The organism is Pseudomonas sp. GW821-FHT09H03, assembly GCF_059415945.1.
Window position 1 is genome coordinate 368687 of the sequence record NZ_JBWKOF010000004.1, and the last position, 16464, is coordinate 385150.

15 protein-coding genes and 1 pseudogene are annotated in these 16464 nt (G+C 58.2%); 8 read left to right on the plus strand and 8 right to left on the minus strand.

Annotated features, from left to right (window positions below; translation table 11 throughout):
- Positions 1-77: 77 nt before the first annotated feature.
- From AC07OG_RS08225 to AC07OG_RS08240, 4 genes are read right to left on the minus strand one after another with little or no spacing between them, the layout of a single operon-like run.
- On the minus strand, positions 78-1259 hold the full coding sequence (locus AC07OG_RS08225) for a hybrid sensor histidine kinase/response regulator (protein ID WP_495066704.1): 1182 nt from the start codon (positions 1257-1259) through the stop codon (positions 78-80).
- Complete coding sequence (locus AC07OG_RS08230; protein WP_495066705.1) at positions 1253-1846, minus strand: chemotaxis protein CheB; 594 nt, start codon at positions 1844-1846, stop codon at positions 1253-1255. Before AC07OG_RS08230 ends, AC07OG_RS08225 begins: the two co-directional genes overlap by 7 nt.
- On the minus strand, positions 1843-2658 hold the full coding sequence (locus tag AC07OG_RS08235; protein WP_495066706.1) for a CheR family methyltransferase: 816 nt from the start codon (positions 2656-2658) through the stop codon (positions 1843-1845). The genes AC07OG_RS08230 and AC07OG_RS08235 overlap by 4 nt, the downstream gene beginning before the upstream one ends.
- Positions 2658-6149 carry a response regulator gene (locus AC07OG_RS08240; protein WP_495066707.1) on the minus strand — a complete coding sequence of 1164 codons (3492 nt, stop codon included), beginning with the start codon at positions 6147-6149 and terminating at the stop codon, positions 2658-2660. Before AC07OG_RS08240 ends, AC07OG_RS08235 begins: the two co-directional genes overlap by 1 nt.
- Before the next feature lie 259 nt (positions 6150-6408).
- Between AC07OG_RS08240 and AC07OG_RS08245 the strand changes: the two genes are divergently transcribed.
- From AC07OG_RS08245 to AC07OG_RS08260, 4 genes are all read left to right on the plus strand, one after another.
- The gene (locus tag AC07OG_RS08245) at positions 6409-6771 is read left to right on the plus strand and encodes a response regulator (RefSeq protein ID WP_060542022.1); all 363 of its coding nucleotides are present in this window, start codon (positions 6409-6411) and stop codon (positions 6769-6771) included.
- Between the two features lie 173 nt (positions 6772-6944).
- Entirely contained in the window at positions 6945-8240 is a 1296-nt protein-coding gene (locus tag AC07OG_RS08250; RefSeq protein ID WP_495066708.1) for a glycosyltransferase, read from the plus strand.
- 21 nt (positions 8241-8261) lie between these two features.
- Positions 8262-9200: a carbohydrate kinase family protein gene (locus AC07OG_RS08255; RefSeq protein WP_495066709.1), complete on the plus strand. Its 939-nt coding sequence runs from the start codon at positions 8262-8264 to the stop codon at positions 9198-9200.
- Positions 9201-9370: 170 nt separating this feature from the next.
- Positions 9371-9637, plus strand: coding sequence for a DUF2790 domain-containing protein (locus AC07OG_RS08260; protein WP_060542019.1), 267 nt, complete (start codon positions 9371-9373; stop codon positions 9635-9637).
- 75 nt (positions 9638-9712) lie between these two features.
- On the opposite strand, the gene AC07OG_RS08265 is transcribed toward AC07OG_RS08260, so the two are convergent.
- A complete protein-coding gene (locus tag AC07OG_RS08265; RefSeq protein WP_495066710.1) occupies positions 9713-9988 on the minus strand; it encodes a DUF1652 domain-containing protein in 276 nt (91 codons plus the stop codon).
- A 272-nt stretch (positions 9989-10260) separates the two neighbouring features.
- Here AC07OG_RS08265 and eco point away from each other — a divergent pair, with 272 nt between their 5' ends.
- On the plus strand, positions 10261-10743 hold the full coding sequence (gene eco / locus AC07OG_RS08270) for a serine protease inhibitor ecotin (RefSeq protein ID WP_495066711.1): 483 nt from the start codon (positions 10261-10263) through the stop codon (positions 10741-10743).
- 28 nt (positions 10744-10771) lie between these two features.
- Here the strand turns inward: eco and AC07OG_RS08275 are convergent, their stop codons facing one another.
- Both AC07OG_RS08275 and AC07OG_RS08280 read right to left on the minus strand, forming a co-directional pair.
- A complete protein-coding gene (locus AC07OG_RS08275; RefSeq protein ID WP_495066712.1) occupies positions 10772-11923 on the minus strand; it encodes a PQQ-dependent sugar dehydrogenase in 1152 nt (383 codons plus the stop codon).
- Between the two features lie 49 nt (positions 11924-11972).
- On the minus strand, positions 11973-12332 hold the full coding sequence (locus tag AC07OG_RS08280; RefSeq protein WP_495066713.1) for a hypothetical protein: 360 nt from the start codon (positions 12330-12332) through the stop codon (positions 11973-11975).
- 193 nt (positions 12333-12525) lie between these two features.
- Between AC07OG_RS08280 and ku the strand changes: the two genes are divergently transcribed.
- Complete coding sequence (gene ku, locus AC07OG_RS08285; RefSeq protein WP_060542014.1) at positions 12526-13386, plus strand: non-homologous end joining protein Ku; 861 nt, start codon at positions 12526-12528, stop codon at positions 13384-13386.
- Positions 13387-13417: 31 nt separating this feature from the next.
- On the opposite strand, the gene lpxO is transcribed toward ku, so the two are convergent.
- On the minus strand, positions 13418-14317 hold the full coding sequence (gene lpxO, locus AC07OG_RS08290) for a lipid A hydroxylase LpxO (RefSeq protein ID WP_060542013.1): 900 nt from the start codon (positions 14315-14317) through the stop codon (positions 13418-13420).
- 395 nt (positions 14318-14712) lie between these two features.
- Between lpxO and AC07OG_RS08295 the strand changes: the two genes are divergently transcribed.
- Both AC07OG_RS08295 and AC07OG_RS08300 read left to right on the plus strand, forming a co-directional pair.
- The gene (locus tag AC07OG_RS08295; RefSeq protein ID WP_060542012.1) at positions 14713-16299 is read left to right on the plus strand and encodes an ABC-F family ATPase; all 1587 of its coding nucleotides are present in this window, start codon (positions 14713-14715) and stop codon (positions 16297-16299) included.
- Between the two features lie 79 nt (positions 16300-16378).
- Positions 16379-16464, plus strand: a pseudogene (locus AC07OG_RS08300) (type VI secretion system contractile sheath small subunit); the annotation flags it as partial.

A 16464-nucleotide genomic window follows, 5' to 3' on the forward strand; every position in this document is an offset into this window, starting at 1 on the left:
GGGAAGCCTTTGTTCGGTCAATTGCTGCTGATACGACCATAGGGCCGATCAGAGGTTGCGTTTATCCGGCTGTTTTCCTACAGCGGCAGACAAACGCGAAACAGGGCGCCTTCGCCAATCCGGCTCTCGACGGTAATGGTACCGCCATGGGCGGTGACAATCTGCTCCGAAATGAACAATCCCAGGCCGAGGCCGGCAACGGCATGATTGGCCGATACCCGCTCGAACTGCTGAAAAATCCGCTGCTGGTTCTCCTCACTGATGCCAATCCCTTGATCACGCACTTCGACTATTGCCTGCGGCCCGTCACTGTACACCTTCACGCTGACCGGACTCTTGGCGCCATAACGCAGGGCGTTGGTCAGCAAGTTGGAAATGACCTGTTCGATGCGAAACTCATCCCAACTGCCGATGACCGGTTGTCCGGCATCCAGTGTCACCGAGGACTCGGCGGCCTCGACCTGAGGGGCGAAACTCTCCAGCAAGCCACGTACCAATTCCGCCAGATCAAAACTTCTGGCCTGGATTGACAGTTTACCGGTACGAATCCGCGACACATCGAGCATGTCTTCGATCAGGCGAATCAGGCTTTTGATCTGCCGTTCGTCGCGCTCGACCATGGCCTGCATTTTGTCCAGGGTGAACGCGGCGGCGTTGTCCCGCGCCAGATGCATCTTGCGCAACTGGGTTTCAAGAATCAGACCGTTGAGCGGCGTACGCACTTCGTGGGCGACGATGGACATGAAGTCATCGCGCATGCGCACCGCCTGCTCCAGTTCCAGCTGGGTGTTTTGCAAGCGATTGAGCAACGCCTCCTGCTCGCGGCGACTCTCCTGCAGGGCCAGCACCTGCTCTTTCATCGCCTTGCTCTGGCGGTACAGGTCGACGAAGACATTGACCTTGCTCTTGACCGCATGGATATCCAGCGGCTTGTGCAGGAAATCCACGGCGCCGCTTTCGTAGCCCTTGAATGCGTAGTTCAGTTCACGGCCGGCGGCACTGACGAACACGATCGGAATGTTCCTGGTCTTTTCCGTGCCGCGCATCAGTTCGGCCAGTTCAAAGCCATTCATGCCAGGCATCTGCACGTCGAGAATGGCCATGGCAAACTCGTGTTGCAGCAACAGCGACAAGGCCTCGTCAGCGGACAATGCCTTGTACACCGTACGGTCCTCCCGCTTGATCAGCGCTTCAAGCGCCAGCAGATTCTCCGGCAGATCGTCGACGATCAGCAGTTTGGCCTGGATAGTACTTAGCATGCGATTCGTTCCAGCTCGACAAGCAGACGGCCGATGCCGCGTGTGGTGAGAATATGGTCTGGCTGGTGCAAATCCAGCGCAGCCTGAGGCATGGTGGCCACCTGGGCCTCAAGGGGGTCCTGCACGACGGTCAGGCCGCCGCGCTGTTTAACCTGAGCCAGGCCCAGCGCGCCGTCACGGTTGGCGCCGGTCAGCAACACCGCCAGCAGATTGGCTCCGTATGCATCGGAGGCCGATTCGAACAGGTAATCGATCGCCGGACGCGAATGGTGCACCCGGGGCTCCAGGCTCAGGGAAAAGCTGCGGTCCTGCTCTACCGACAAGTGATAACCGGGTGTGGCGAAATACAGGGTGCCGGCTTCCACCAGCGTCTTGTCCCCCGCCTCCAGGACCGGCAGCGCGACCCTGCGCGAGAACACCTCGGCCAACTGGCTATGGCGCTGGTCCGGCAGGTGCAGCACGACGATGATCGGCAAGGCGAAGCCCGCCGGCAGCGGTTCGAGTATATGCAGCAATGCTTCGACGCCTCCGGCAGAGGCACCGATCACTATTGCTTCGATGGCGGGCTGGCCCGCTGCGCTGTTCATGATTTACGGTAGATCCGTTCCTGTTTGACCATAGCCTGGAAGTGATCGCCAAAGGCCGAAAAATCCGGGGTTTCCTTGCTGCCCAACACCAGGAATCCTCGATGGCAAAGGGATTCATGAAACAATCCAAATGCTCGATCCTGAAGTTTTTTATTAAAATAAATCAATACGTTACGGCACGATATTAATTGAGTTTCTGAGAATACGCTGTCCGTCGCCAGGCTGTGATCGGCGAAGGTCACGTTCTCGCGCAGGGTCTTGTCGAAAATGGCGTAGTCGTACGCCGCCGTATAGTAGTCGGCAAACGAACACTGGCCACCTGCCTGCTGGTAATTGGCAGTGTAGGCACGGACATTCTCCAGCGAGAAAATCCCTTGCTTGGCTTTTTCCAGTGAGTGCGGGTTGATGTCGGTGGCATAGATAATGGTGCGATCGAGCAAACCCTCCTCGCGCAGCAGAATCGCCATCGAATACACCTCTTCGCCCGTGCTGCACCCGGCAATCCAGATTTTGATCGAGGGCCAGGTCCGGAGCAAAGGCACCACTTCCTTGCGAATGGCCAGGAAGTGCGAAGGGTCGCGGAACATTTCACTGACCGGTATCGTCAGCAATTGCAGCAGTTGCATGAACACCGCGGGATCGTGCAGGACCTTGTCCTGCAGCGCCGAAATGGTATTGCATTCGAACTGGCTCAACGCATGATTGACCCGACGCTTGATCGACGCGCCGGAGTAATCGCGAAAGTCATAGCTGTATTTGAGGTAGATCGCCTCGATCAACAAGCGCAATTCGATTTCGCTATTTCGCTCCACTAGAAACGTTCCATCTTCGGTAACCACACTCTGATCAGTGAAAACAGGCGATCGAGGTCGATGGGCTTGGCCAGGTAATCGTTGGCGCCCGCCTGCAGGCAGCGCTCCTGATCGTCCTTCATGGCCTTGGCCGTCACCGCGATGATCGGCAGCTTGCGCCAGCGCGGGTCCTTGCGGATCTCGATGGTGGCTTCAAAGCCATCCATCTGCGGCATCATCACGTCCATCAACACCAGATCGACGTCGTCGACTTCATTCAATTTATCGATCGCTTCCTGGCCATTGCGGCCGATGACCACAACGGCGCCCTTTTGCTCCAGCGCACTGGTGAGGGCGAAGATGTTGCGGACATCGTCATCCACCAGCAGCACCTTGCGCCCCTCGAAGACTTTGTCTCGACTGCGCGCCACCTTGAGCATCTTCTGCCGTTCCTGAGACAGCCGCGATTCGACTTTGTGCAGAAAAAGTGTCACCTCATCGAGCAAACGCTCGGGCGAGCGTGCGCCCTTGATGATGATCGAGCGCGAATACTTGCGCAGTTCCGCCTCTTCGTCCCGGGTCAGGTTGCGACCGGTATAAACAATCACCGGCGGAAACGAGCAGATGTCCTCGGTAGACATGCGCTTGAGCAGGTCGTTACCGAGCATGTCCGGCAATTTGAGGTCGATGATCATGCAATCGAAGACCGAGCAGCGCAGCTGGTCCAGCGCCTCCTGGGCCAGGCCCACGGCGGTGATTTCGATATCGTCGTCTCCGATCAGCCGGGCAATGCTGTCACGTTGCAGATCGTCATCTTCGACCAGCAGCACGCGTTTGACCTTCTGGGTCAGCTTGGCTTCCAGGCGGGCGAACACATCCTTGAGTTCTTCACGGGTAGTCGGCTTCACGGCGTAGCCGACGGCGCCCAGATGCATGGCCGCTTCCACCCGGTCTTCGACGGAAATCACATGCACCGGAATATGCCGGGTTTGCGCATGCTCCTTCAGACGTTGCAGTACCGTCAGGCCGGAATGATCCGGCAGGCGCATGTCCAGCAGAATGGCGTCGGGAATGAACGCTGTGGCCAGGTCATAGCCTTCATCGGCGCCATGGGCCACCAGGCACTGATAACCCAGCTCATGGGCGAGGTCGTAAAGAATATTGGCAAAGTTCGGTTCGTCCTCGACCACCAGGATGCAACGGCTGGTGAAAGGGCCCCGATGGCGATCGTCGTCGAAACGCGCAATGGCGACGTCGGCAATCTGCGGCGCAAGGATCGGTGCAGCAACGTCCGGCTTCATCGGCACCGCTGCCATTCTCATGGGTTCGGGGGTTTCCTCCCCTGGCTCAATGTAATGTTGCGGCAGCACCAGGGTGAATACACTGCCCTGCCCCGCAGTGCTGGAAACGCTGATGGAACCGCCGAGCAGCGCGGCCAGGTCCCGGGAAATCGACAGCCCCAGCCCGGTGCCACCGTAGCGGCGATTGGTGGTGCCGTCGGCCTGGCGGAAGGCTTCGAAAATGCTTTCCTGCTGATCCGCTGCAATACCAATCCCGGAATCGCGGACAATGAATGCAATGCCGTCATTTGGCGTTGCAGCAACAGTCAGGCTGACACTGCCGTTTTCAGTGAATTTCACCGCGTTGGACAACAGGTTCTTGAGCACCTGCTCCAGGCGCTGCCGATCGGTGAACATCATCAACGGGGCACCGGCCTGCAGTTCCACGCGAAAGTCCAGTTGCTTGTCTGCCGCCAACGGCTGGAACATGCCGCGCAAACCGTCGACCAGACGCTCGACGTTGGCGTTCTCCGGACGGATTTCCAGCTTGCCGGCCTCGACCTTGGAAATGTCGAGGATATCGTTGATCAAATTCAGCAAATCGTTGCCGGCCGAATAGATCGATTCGGCGAACTTGACCTGCTCGGCGCTAAGATTTTCCTGAGGGTTTTCCGCGAGCAGCTTGGCCAGGATCAACGAACTGTTGAGCGGTGTGCGCAGCTCATGGGACATGTTGGCGAGGAATTCCGACTTGTACTTGCTGGAACGCTGCAACTCCTGGGCGCGGTCTTCAAGCTGGCTTTGCACCTGATTGAGCTCGGTGTTCTTGCGGTCCATGGCATCGCGCTGGTCGGCAAGGATCTGCGCCTGCTCGGCAAGTTGCTCATTGGTTTGTTCAAGCTCGACCTGCTGGGTTTCCAGGTGCGCCTGGGACTCCTTGAGAATTCGCGACTGTTCTTCAAGTTCTTCGTTGGCAGTCTTGAGCTCCTCCTGCTGCACTTGCAGTTCTTCGTTGAGTTGCTGGGATTGCGCCAGTACCTCCTGCAAGCGCTGGCGATAGCGAGCAGCTTCAACCGAGGTGCCAATGTTCCCGGCAATCAGCTCCAGCAGTTCCACGTCACGATCGTTAAGCGGACGCAGGAAGCCCAATTCGATGACACCATTGACCCGGTCGTCGTCGCTGGTTGGCACCACCAGCACACTGCGCGGCAAACCTTCACCAAGGCCGGAGCTGACTTTGAAATAGTCCTGCGGCACCTCGTCGAGACGAATCAGGCGAGCCTGACTGGCCACCTGGCCGATAATGCCCTCGCCCGCGTCAATCTGCTGGTCCAATGCTTCCTGCTCCCGAGAGAAGCCATAGGAAGCGATGCGTTTGAGGCTGCCTTGCTCCTCGCGGACATAAATGGCCGCCACAGCTGAACCAAGATACTGCGCGCAAAACTGCAGAATGTTGCGTCCCAGCATGTTCAGGCTCAACTGGCCCAGCACCTGCTCGGCCAGTTCCGTTTGGCCATTGCGCAACCAGGCTTGCTGTTCCAGGCGATGGGCGCTGGCCTGTTGCGCGGCGAGATTGACGCTGTAGCTTTGCGACAGGCCCAGCAGATCACGCCGGCCGATGTAGGACAACACTGCGCTGACAGCGGCAATGAACAAGATATAAAGGCTGATGCTCCAGATCGTGGTGCGGCGGACCTCTTCGTTGCGCGTGGTACGCAGCTGTTGTTCGGTACTGATCACTTCATCATATTGCTTGCGAATTTCATCAGTCAGGCGTTTGCCCCGCCCGGTCCTGACCGCGCTGCGGTAATCGCCGCTGGTACGCTGCAAGTCGATCATCGATTGCGCGTAAGCCGTCCATTCCGCATGCAACGCCTGCAACCGGCGCAGGCGGTCGGTCTGCACCGGGTTGTCGGCGGTCAGTTCAAGCAAGGTGTCCACGGCGACAGCGATCCGCGGTTTGGCGGTTTCGTAAGGGTCGAGGAAATGCTCGTCGCCACTGAGCAGATAGCCGCGCATCCCGGTTTCCAGGTCGACCGTCAGCTTGACCGCTTCGTTGGCGTTATTGATCACCCGGTCGGTGTGCTCCACCCACTGGATCGTCGATAACAAATAGGTGATCAGCGAAACGAAAAACACCGCGCTGATGACACCCAGCCCCAACGGCAGGCTGACGTTGCGGCTAAGTAGTTTACGAAATCGTTGCTCATCAACCGAGGACGCGGAGGTCATGGGGCAGGCCTTGTGATGCTGTCGGAATGCTAGGAGTTTGCCGCAAAAATGCCACTGGGATCCAATTTTCTGACATCTTTGTTCCTAACTTCCTACATTCCGCTGCGCACGCTCACGGGCACGGGTTATTCTTGGCGCAGGTGGGCACCTGTTCTTTTTCCATACCGCCGGGAACTTGTCGGGAGCCGCCGCTTACTGATGCATGAGACCGGTGATTTCGCTCGACCGGTTACTGCTAATTATCTTCGGGAAATACATTATGTCCGCCGTCAGTGCCTCCACCATTCTTGTCGTCGAAGACGATGCCATCGTGCGCATGCTGATCGTCGATGTGCTCGAAGAGCTGGAGTACAAAGTGATCGAGGCTGATGGCAGCGAACAGGCTTTGGCGTTTCTCGACGATCGCCAGTTGCACATCGACCTGATGATGACCGATGTCGGCTTACCGGGTATGGATGGTCGCGAATTGGCCACTCGGGCCAGGACGTTACGCCCTCTGCTCCCCATCCTCTTTGCCAGCGGCTACGCCGAAAGCATTGAAGTGCCCGCAGGCATGCACGTGATTGGCAAGCCGTTCTCGATAGACCAGTTGCGTGACAAGGTCAAAGGCATCCTGGGTTGAAGCAATGCCGTAACAGGCACGCACGAGCGACTTCAGTTTCACTATCGGCTCGCGGACCGCAGCGCATTGCAGCCCGGCTGCTGATCCGTGGCGCCACCAAGGGAGCGACTATGGTTTAATTGCCACCCTCGACACTCCCTCGCTTCCCGCCCGTTTCAAGGAAATTTCCGTTCATGAGTCAGCCCCGCGCAACCAAAGTCCTGGTCATTGGTTACGTCTGGCCCGAGCCCCGCTCTTCCGCGGCCGGCGGGCACATGATGCAGATACTCGAAGCCTTCCTGCAGCGTGGCTGGGACATCACCTTCAGTAGCCCCGCCAGTTCCGGGGAACACCGGGCTGACCTGACGGCGCTGGGTATTGGCGAGGTGCCGATCGAGCTGAACAACAGCAGTTTTGATGAGTTCATTCGTGAGCTTGCCCCGGATGTGGTGCTGTTCGATCGCTTCATGATGGAAGAGCAATTCGGCTGGCGCGTTGAAAAACACTGCCCCGATGCCATGCGGGTGCTTGAGACGTCAGATCTGCAGAGTTTGCGCGACGCCCGGCATCAACGCCTCAAGGAGCGTTTGAAAGCCTGTGACGATAACGATGATTTCAGCGAACTGTTCGCGCCTGCCTTGCGCGAAGAGTTCGAGCTCATGGCCAATACCGACGTGGCCAAACGCGAAATCGCCGCCATCTATCGGTGCGACCTGAGCCTGATGATTTCCCCCGTGGAAATCGAGCTGCTGGTCTCGCAGTTCCAGGTGCCGCGCAGCTTGCTGCATTGGTGTCCGTTGATGGTCGATCCACCGTCGACCCCGCCCGTCCCATTCGAAGACCGCGCGCACTTCCTGCACATCGGTAACTTTCGCCATGCGCCAAACTGGGATGCCGTGCTTTGGCTGAAAACCGCGATCTGGCCGATGATTCGCGCCCAGATGCCTGGCGCGCAGCTACATATCTACGGCGCCTACACCCCGCCCAAGGCTACCGCCCTGCATAACCCCGCCCAAGGCTTTCATGTAATGAACTGGGCCGAAGACGCCCTGCAGGTCATGTCGGCAGCGCGGGTATGCATGGCGCCCTTGCGTTTCGGCGCGGGCATCAAAGGCAAAATCGTCGATGCAATGCTCTGTGGGACGCCTAACGTCACCACTCCCGTAGGCGCCGAAGCCATGCACGATGAACAACCCTGGCCCGGCGCCGTGACCCGCACGGCTCGAGAGTTCGCCGACAGCGCCGTACGGCTGCACAACGACAAGGCCCTTTGGCTGAACGCCCAGACCCAGGCGCATGCCTTGCTGGCCAGTCGTTACCAACAGGTTGTTCACGGACCGGCCTTGACTGAAAAGCTGCTCGATTGCCAGGCTCGCCTGCACCAGATCAGAAGAGATAACTTCACCGGCGGCATGCTGCGCCATCATCAGCACAAAAGTACTCAGTACATGGCGCAATGGATCGAAGCGAAAAACCGGATTCCACAGTGACCCTTTGAAGAGTGAACAACTATGTATCTGGTGTGTGGTGAAGCGCTGTTCGATTTCTTCAGTGAGAACGACGGGAACGGTGCAGCTTCAAAAGCGAACTTCCAGGCCATTGCCGGCGGCTCGCCGTTCAACGTTGCGGTAGGTTTGCGCCGCCTGGGCGTGGAAGCGGCGCTATTGGCCGGGTTATCCACCGACTACCTGGGTCGGCGCCTGCTACAGGTGTTGCAGGATGAAGGGGTGTGCCAGGACTTCCTTCATGACTTTGCCGCACCGACCACCCTGGCAATGGTCGCGGTAGGGGCCAACGGTTCGCCGCAGTACAGTTTCCGTGGTGAAGGTTGCGCTGATCGCCAACTGCAAGCGCATCACTTGCCAGAACTGGGATCGCAGGTGCGCGGCCTGCACGTCGGCTCGTATTCGCTGGTGGTTCAGCCAATTGCCGACACCCTGCTGGCGCTGGTGCGTCGCGAATGCGGCCAGCGCCTGATCAGTCTCGACCCGAACGTGCGGCTCAATCCCGAACCCGATATCCAGCTGTGGCGTTCGCGGATCGCAACGCTGGTGGAACTGGCGGACCTGATCAAAGTCAGCGACGAGGACTTGCACCTGCTGTATCCCGGACAAGAGCCGGCACAGGTGATCGACGACTGGTTGCAGCACCGCTGCCAGTTAGTGTTCCTGACCCGTGGCAGTAACGGAGCAACGGTTTTCAGTCGGGCGCACGGCTCGTGGTCGTTGCCCGCCCGCGAGGTGGAAATCGCTGACACCGTTGGTGCCGGCGACACCTTCCAGGCAGCGTTGATCGCTTGGCTGACCGAGCGACAACTCGATTGTGTGCAAGGCGTGGCGCAATTGGGCCGCGAGCAGATCAATGAAATGCTCGCGTTTGCGATGCAGGCGGCGGCATTGACGTGCAGCAAGACCGGGCCGGACTTACCGTACCGCCACCAACTGGGGTGAACAGATCAATCATCAAGGCGACAGGTGGCATTTTGCCGGGTTAACCTTCGCTTAACCCTGCGGTCCATACTTTACTGGACCGCACGCCCTCAGAAAATTCTGACGCCTGGTGCGGCAGGCTCGACGGTTGTCACGTCGAGCAGACTTTCCGTCCGCATCGGAGATCGTTCATGAATACTTGCACATTGCTGGTTGGCACAGCCTTCGCTTGTGCCGCATTTTCCGGCCTGTCCCAGGCCAATGAGACTACAACTTCACAAGCGGTACCCTATCACTACGGCATGCCGTTGCACGTTAGCAAGGTGATATCGCTGACCGAACCCGACACCCTGGAGTGCAAAGTGGTGCAGGCTGACATGAAGTACATCGACGAAACCGGAAAACCGGCGCAAATCTCCTACCGTAAACTTTCCGACGCCTGCGAGAACCAGGGCTGACGGTAAAGTCCCATTGGCGCCGGGCCTGGCGTTTGTCCAGACCTGGCGCTTGTCGGGGGCATTCGAAAACGCAGGCTAAAGAGCCTTGCTCATTCTCGCCTGGGGCTGGAAATCCATTGGATGCGGCTGATGCTGCCGTGTGCGCAGTTGAGCAACCAGCTCATTGATTTCCCGACAACCATTGAGCCCCGAGGCATCAATACCGGTCACGAATAGATCAAGGTTATCAGTTTGACTGTCGGCATAGACTTTCACCGTCATTGATAACTCGGGTGACAGCGTGCATTGGCAGCGTTTAGGCAGAAAACTGCTTTCAATGATGTTGCGAAGTTCCAAGGCAGAAAGAAACATGGCGACCCTCCATTTTGAGACAGCCTATCAATGCTGGCTCATAGGTAATCGCGGCCAGCTTCTCAACAGCTACAGCACAAAACATGCCTGGCTCTGCAATGAGCAGTTCATCCGCAAATCAGGAACTTAGGCCGTTCATCCAGTTATGGCTTCATGCAAATTGCAATAACTCACTTTTTTAACCCTGCAATTTACCCGCTGCCGGAGACGGATTTGCATTCGCCGCCTATGGCAGCAAGAATGCTCCAAACCATTTTACGCCAGGAGGCATCATGCGCCCATTGAAACTCAATACAACCTTCGGCTTGATTGCAGCCGCCTTTTGCAGCCTGGCGCAAGCCGGTAAACTTGAAGAAGTGGCCCCCTTTCCGAAAGCTGAAAGCGGCTTTACCCGCCAGGTCATTCACCTCACCCCGCAGAGCCGGGAAGGCGACTTCCAGGTGGAAATCCTCGCCGGCAAGACCCTGACCGTGGACTGCAACCAGCAACGCCTGGGCGGCATGCTCGAGGAGAAAAACCTCGAAGGCTGGGGCTACCCGTTTTATCGTCTGGAAACAGTCATCGGCCCCATGAGTACGCTGATGGCCTGCCCCGACGGCAAGCGCAAACAGGAGTTCGTCCCGGTGGTCGGCGACGGCTTCATGCTGCGCTACAACAGCAAACTGCCAATCGTTGTGTACGTCCCCAAGGACGTCGAAGTGCACTACCGAATCTGGTCGGCATCGAGCAAGGTCGAAAAAGCCGTTCAGGAATAACCTGACCTGAGCCGCAGTTAAGTGAGGGCTACTTCAAGCCAACCTTGTACAGCCCTCCGTCAGCCTCATCGGTCAACACGTACAAATACCCGTCCGGCCCCTGTCGCACGTCGCGAATGCGCTTGTTCAGCTCTCCGAGCAAGCGCTCTTCATGCACCACCTTGTCACCCTCGAACTGCAAACGGATCAACTCCTGACTCACCAGCGCGCCGATAAACACGTTGTGCTGCCAAGCCTTGAAACGATCGGCATCGTAAAACGCCATGCCGCTCAATCCCGGGGATTTTTCCCACACATGGTGCGGTGCAACCGTGCCTTCGGCGATTTCGCCCGTGGCTTCCGGAATCGGCTGACCGGAATAGTTGATGCCATGGGTCGCCAGCGGCCAGCCGTAATTCTTGCCTCGCTCAATGACGTTGATCTCGTCGCCGCCCCGGGGGCCGTGTTCATTTTCCCAGAGCGTGCCAGTCCACGGATTGAGCGCAGCACCTTGCGGGTTGCGCTGGCCGTAAGACCAGATTTCCGGGCGCACGCTGGCCTGACCGACAAAGGGGTTGTCTTTCGGCACCTTGCCGTCCGGATAGATGCGCACCACTTTGCCTTGCAGCTTGTCGAGGTCCTGGGCGGTCGGGCGGTCGTTGTTCTCCCCAAGGGTGACAAACAGATAGCCGTCACGATCGAACACCAGTCGCGAGCCAAAGTGGTTGCCTACCGATAGTTTGGGTTCCTGGCGCAGGATCACATGGAAATCCTTGATGGCTGTCAGGTCCTCCGACAGCCGCCCGCGCCCGACCGCGGTGCCGGCCTTGTCGCCCTGGCCACCGCCCTCGGCGTAGGACAAATAAACCATCCGGTCCTGCTTGAAGTCAGGTGACAGCGCTACATCGAGCAAGCCGCCCTGCCCCTTGGCCCAGACCTGGGGCACTCCGCTGAGCGGTGCCGACAGCTTGCCGTCGGCCGTCACCAGGCGCAGGTTGCCGGGCCGCTCCGTCACCAGGATGCCTGTACGATCGGGCAAGAACGCCAAGGCCCAGGGATGCTCCAGTCCGGTCACGATCGCAGTGACCTCAACAGTGCCCTGTTCGCTTTTCATTTCCTGCATCGGCGCCGCAGATGCCGTCGTCGTGGTGCTGATCAATGCGCTGGCACAGAGGGTGGCGAGAAGGGTTTTACGCAACATGCACAATTCCTTTTTTCGTCAGAATGGCCGGCGGGCCGCAGCCTGCCGTTCAACGGTTGCCGGTGCCGGCATCCCGAGAGGGTGGATTGGGGATGAATACCGGCGGGCTCGCCGGGGCTGTCTGCTGCGGATAACGATTGCCGATACCACCGTTATCCAGTGTCGGCGGGCGTGGCACCGGTACCGTGTTGGGGCCACGGATTGCCGGGGCACCGGGTTGAGTACCCTGCATGCTGTTGGGATTGGCCCGGCGGATCGGGCTGTTGTACGGATTGTTGCGGGTACTGCCCGGCAGGTTTTGCGCCACCTGCAAAGAAGGCAGCAGAGGAAAAGAGGTATCCGCCACGGCCAGTGGGCTAAGGGCTGCGCTCAGGGCCAGGGCTATTGCGCCAATCACGTATCGATTCATGGGGAGCCTCTGTGCGTCAGCGTGGATAAGGTCTTCGATACCACGCTACGCCCGGGGTTCGGATTTATTAATCAAAACCTCCCCGCCAAGATGTAACACGACGTTGATCCGAGACCGCAGCGGGGCGCAAAAGCCATCGAAACTTTTGCCCGCGGCCACAGGTCACCTGAACATCACTTTCAGGAAGACGACCATGGCACGGGCAATCTGGAAAGGCGCAATCAGTTTCGGCCTGGTGCATATCCCCGTGGCACTCGTTTCGGCCACGTCTTCGCAAGGAGTGGACTTCGACTGGCTCGACAGCCGCAGCATGGACCCGGTGGGCTACAAACGCGTCAACAAGATCACTGGCAAGGAAGTCACCAAGGAGCACATCGTCAAAGGTGTGCAATATGAAAAGGGCCAATACGTGGTGTTGAGCGAGGAGGAAATTCGCTCCGCTCACCCCCTCTCAACCCAGACCATCGACATTTTTGCTTTTGTCGACAGCGATCAGATTCCTTTGCAGAACATAGATACGCCCTACTACCTGGCACCGGACAAACGCGGCGGCAAGGTCTATGCGTTGCTGCGCGAAACCCTGACCAAAACCAACAAGGTGGCGCTCGCCCGCGTGGTGTTGCACACCCGTCAGTACCTGGCGGCATTGATGCCAATGGAGTCGGCCATGGTGCTGGTAAAACTGCGTTGGCCGGCGGAGGTACGCAGCCTGGACGAGCTGGCACTGGGGGCCGATGTCACCAAAGCCGAGCTGGCCAAAGGTGAACTGGACATGGCCAAACGTCTGGTGCAAGACATGAGCGCCGACTGGTCACCGGAGGATTACCGCGACAGTTTCGAAGAAAAAATCATGGCCCTGGTGGACAAGAAAGCCCATGAAGGCAAGATCGAAAACGTTGAAACCGCCACGGGCGAAGAAGAGCGTAAAACGGCAGATGTCATTGATCTGACTGAACTGCTCAAACGCAGCCTCGGGGGCAAAAGCGCCAGTAAGGCTCCAGCCAAACCGAAGGCGAGCACCAAACCGGCAGCGAGGAAAAAAGTCAGTAAGTGACCGATTGGATGCACCGGCCTCAAACCATGAATCAGATCAGAACAAAAACCGCCAGCAATCCGGCAAAGATCGACCATTTCTGCAGGTAATAGAGCTTTCGGTTACGCTTTTTCAGTTCCTTGCCGCGCAGGCGGAACTTATAGACTTTACCGAACAGACGGTTGATTCCGCCGACCTTGTCGCCAGCATCATTCGGTGCCCCTGCCGCAGACATCACATTGCGGCTGAACCAGCTATTGAACGCGGCCGCCCAGCGATACTTCATCGGGCGCTCGACATCGCAGAACAGTATGATGCGGTTGCTCTGCGTGGTGTTTTCGGCGTGGTGAATATAGGTCTCGTCGAACATCACGGCTTCGCCATCGCGCCAGTGATAGTTCTCGCCATCGACATTGATATAGCAACCGGGGTCATTGGGCGTTTCCAGGCCCAGGTGATAACGGTAGGAACCGGCATAGGGATCGCGGTGACGCACCAGCTTGGAGCCCGGTGGCAACTCGGCGAACATCGCGGCCTTGATCGAGCCGATACTTTGAACCAGTTCGGTGGTGCGCGGGCAGAGCTTCATCGCTGACGGATGGCTTTCGCCGTACCACTTCAGGTAAAAGCGTTTCCATCCAGTCTTGAAAAACGAATTGAAGCCGACGTCGTCGTATTGGTTCGAACGCTTGATTTCACCGGCCCGAAGCAAGTTCTGGCCTTCGGCGCGAATTTCTTCCCAATGGGCCTGCAAGGGGCTCAGATCCGGAAAATCAGCAGGATTGAGGTAAGGCTTGTTGGGAATTTTCGAGCACAAGTAAAGGAAGCAATTGATCGGCGCCAGAAACGTCGAGTGATCGCTCAGTTGGCGCCCCAGCTTATGGCGCACTCGACCACGCAGATGGACATACGCAATCGATACCAGATAGATAACGGCAATGATGAGTTTCACAAATATCGTCACAGGTCAGAAGTAAACAGACTGCGCCTCTTGCCGGCCAGGCAGACCTTGAGTCTCAGGTAGCATCCGGTTACGAACCGGCGGCCTCGTAGCACATCGTTGAGCCCTGCCGACGATCGGCATCAGGCTGACAGGTGGCATTTTAGCCACAGTTTGTAACCAATAGTTAACCTGAAACTGTGAAAATCTGTCCTGCCAGGCTGTCAAAGCGTCACAGGATCCTCAACGCCCTATCGTTTAAAGAGCCAGACCAGTACAATCGCCGCCAAACTTTACGCGCTCCTCGTTGATCACGGGCAACCATCCCGGCTCAGCGCACTTTGACTCGGGTCAAGCGCGGTACAGGCGCAACCCTGGCCACTCTGAATGCTTCGCAGGAAAAACCTTTGATTTCTACAGCTAACATCACGATGCAGTTCGGCGCCAAGCCGCTTTTCGAAAACGTTTCGGTCAAATTCAACGGTGGCAACCGTTACGGTCTGATCGGCGCCAACGGTTGCGGCAAGTCGACCTTCATGAAAATTCTCGGCGATGACCTCGAGCCTTCCGGCGGCCAGGTCATGCTGGAGCCGAACGTGCGTCTGGGTAAATTGCGCCAGGACCAGTTCGCCTACGAAGAATTCACCGTGATCGACACCGTGATCATGGGCCATGAAGAGCTATGGAAGGTCAAGGCCGAGCGCGACCGTATCTACTCGCTGCCGGAAATGAGCGAAGAAGACGGCATGGCCGTGGCTGAACTGGAAACCGAGTTCGCCGAAATGGACGGTTACACCGCCGAATCCCGTGCCGGTGAACTGCTGCTGGGCCTGGGTATTCCCCTGGAACAGCATTTCGGCCCGATGTCCGAAGTGGCTCCAGGCTGGAAACTGCGGGTATTGCTGGCCCAGGCGCTGTTCTCCGATCCGGAAGTGCTGCTGCTCGACGAACCGACCAACCACCTGGACATCAACACCATTCGCTGGCTGGAAACGATTCTCAAGGCGCGTAACAGCACCATGATCATCATTTCCCACGACCGTCACTTCCTCAACAGCGTCTGCACCCACATGGCTGACCTGGACTACGGTGAGTTGCGCCTGTTCCCGGGCAACTATGACGAGTACATGACGGCGGCCACCCAGTCCCGCGAGCAGTTGCTGTCGGACAACGCCAAGAAGAAAGCCCAGATCTCCGAACTGCAGACGTTCGTCAGCCGCTTCTCGGCCAACGCCTCGAAAGCCAAGCAGGCCACTTCCCGCGCCAAGCAGATCGACAAGATCCAGCTGGCCGAGGTCAAGCCATCGAGCCGCGTGAGCCCGTTCATCCGTTTCGAACAGACCAAGAAGCTGCACCGCCAGGCCGTGACCATCGAGCAGATGTCCAAGGGCTTCGACGGCAAGACCCTGTTCAAGAACTTCAGCTTCACCGTCGAAGCCGGCGAGCGCCTGGCGATCATCGGCCCGAACGGTATCGGCAAGACCACCCTGCTGCGCACCCTGATGGGCGAGCTGACCCCGGACGCCGGCTCCGTGAAGTGGACCGAAAGCGCGGAGCTGGGCTACTACGCCCAGGACCACGCCCACGACTTCGAAGACGATGTCAGCCTGTTCGACTGGATGGGCCAGTGGACGCAGGGCGAGCAGGTCATTCGCGGCACCCTGGGCCGGATGCTGTTCTCCAACGACGAGATCCTCAAGTCGGTCAAAGTCATTTCCGGTGGTGAGCAAGGCCGCATGCTGTTCGGCAAGCTGATCCTGCAAAAGCCGAACGTACTGGTGATGGACGAACCGACCAACCACCTGGACATGGAATCGATCGAGGCGCTGAACCTGGCGCTGGAAAACTACCCGGGCACGCTGATCTTCGTCAGCCACGACCGTGAGTTCGTATCGTCCCTGGCCACCCGCATCATCGAGCTGAGCCCGAATGGCGTGACCGACTTCAGCGGCACCTACGACGACTACCTGCGTAGCCAGGGTGTGGTGTTTTAAAGGCCACACGGGATCGCGGCACCTGTAGGAGCGAGCCTGCTCGCGATGGACTAAAGAGCGCCGCGTAAAACCGGCAATCATGCGTAATCTGCTGCGCGACCTCAAGTCGAACCTTCTGGACAATGCCACGTTCCGTCAGGAACTGGAGCGCATCCTCATGGACGA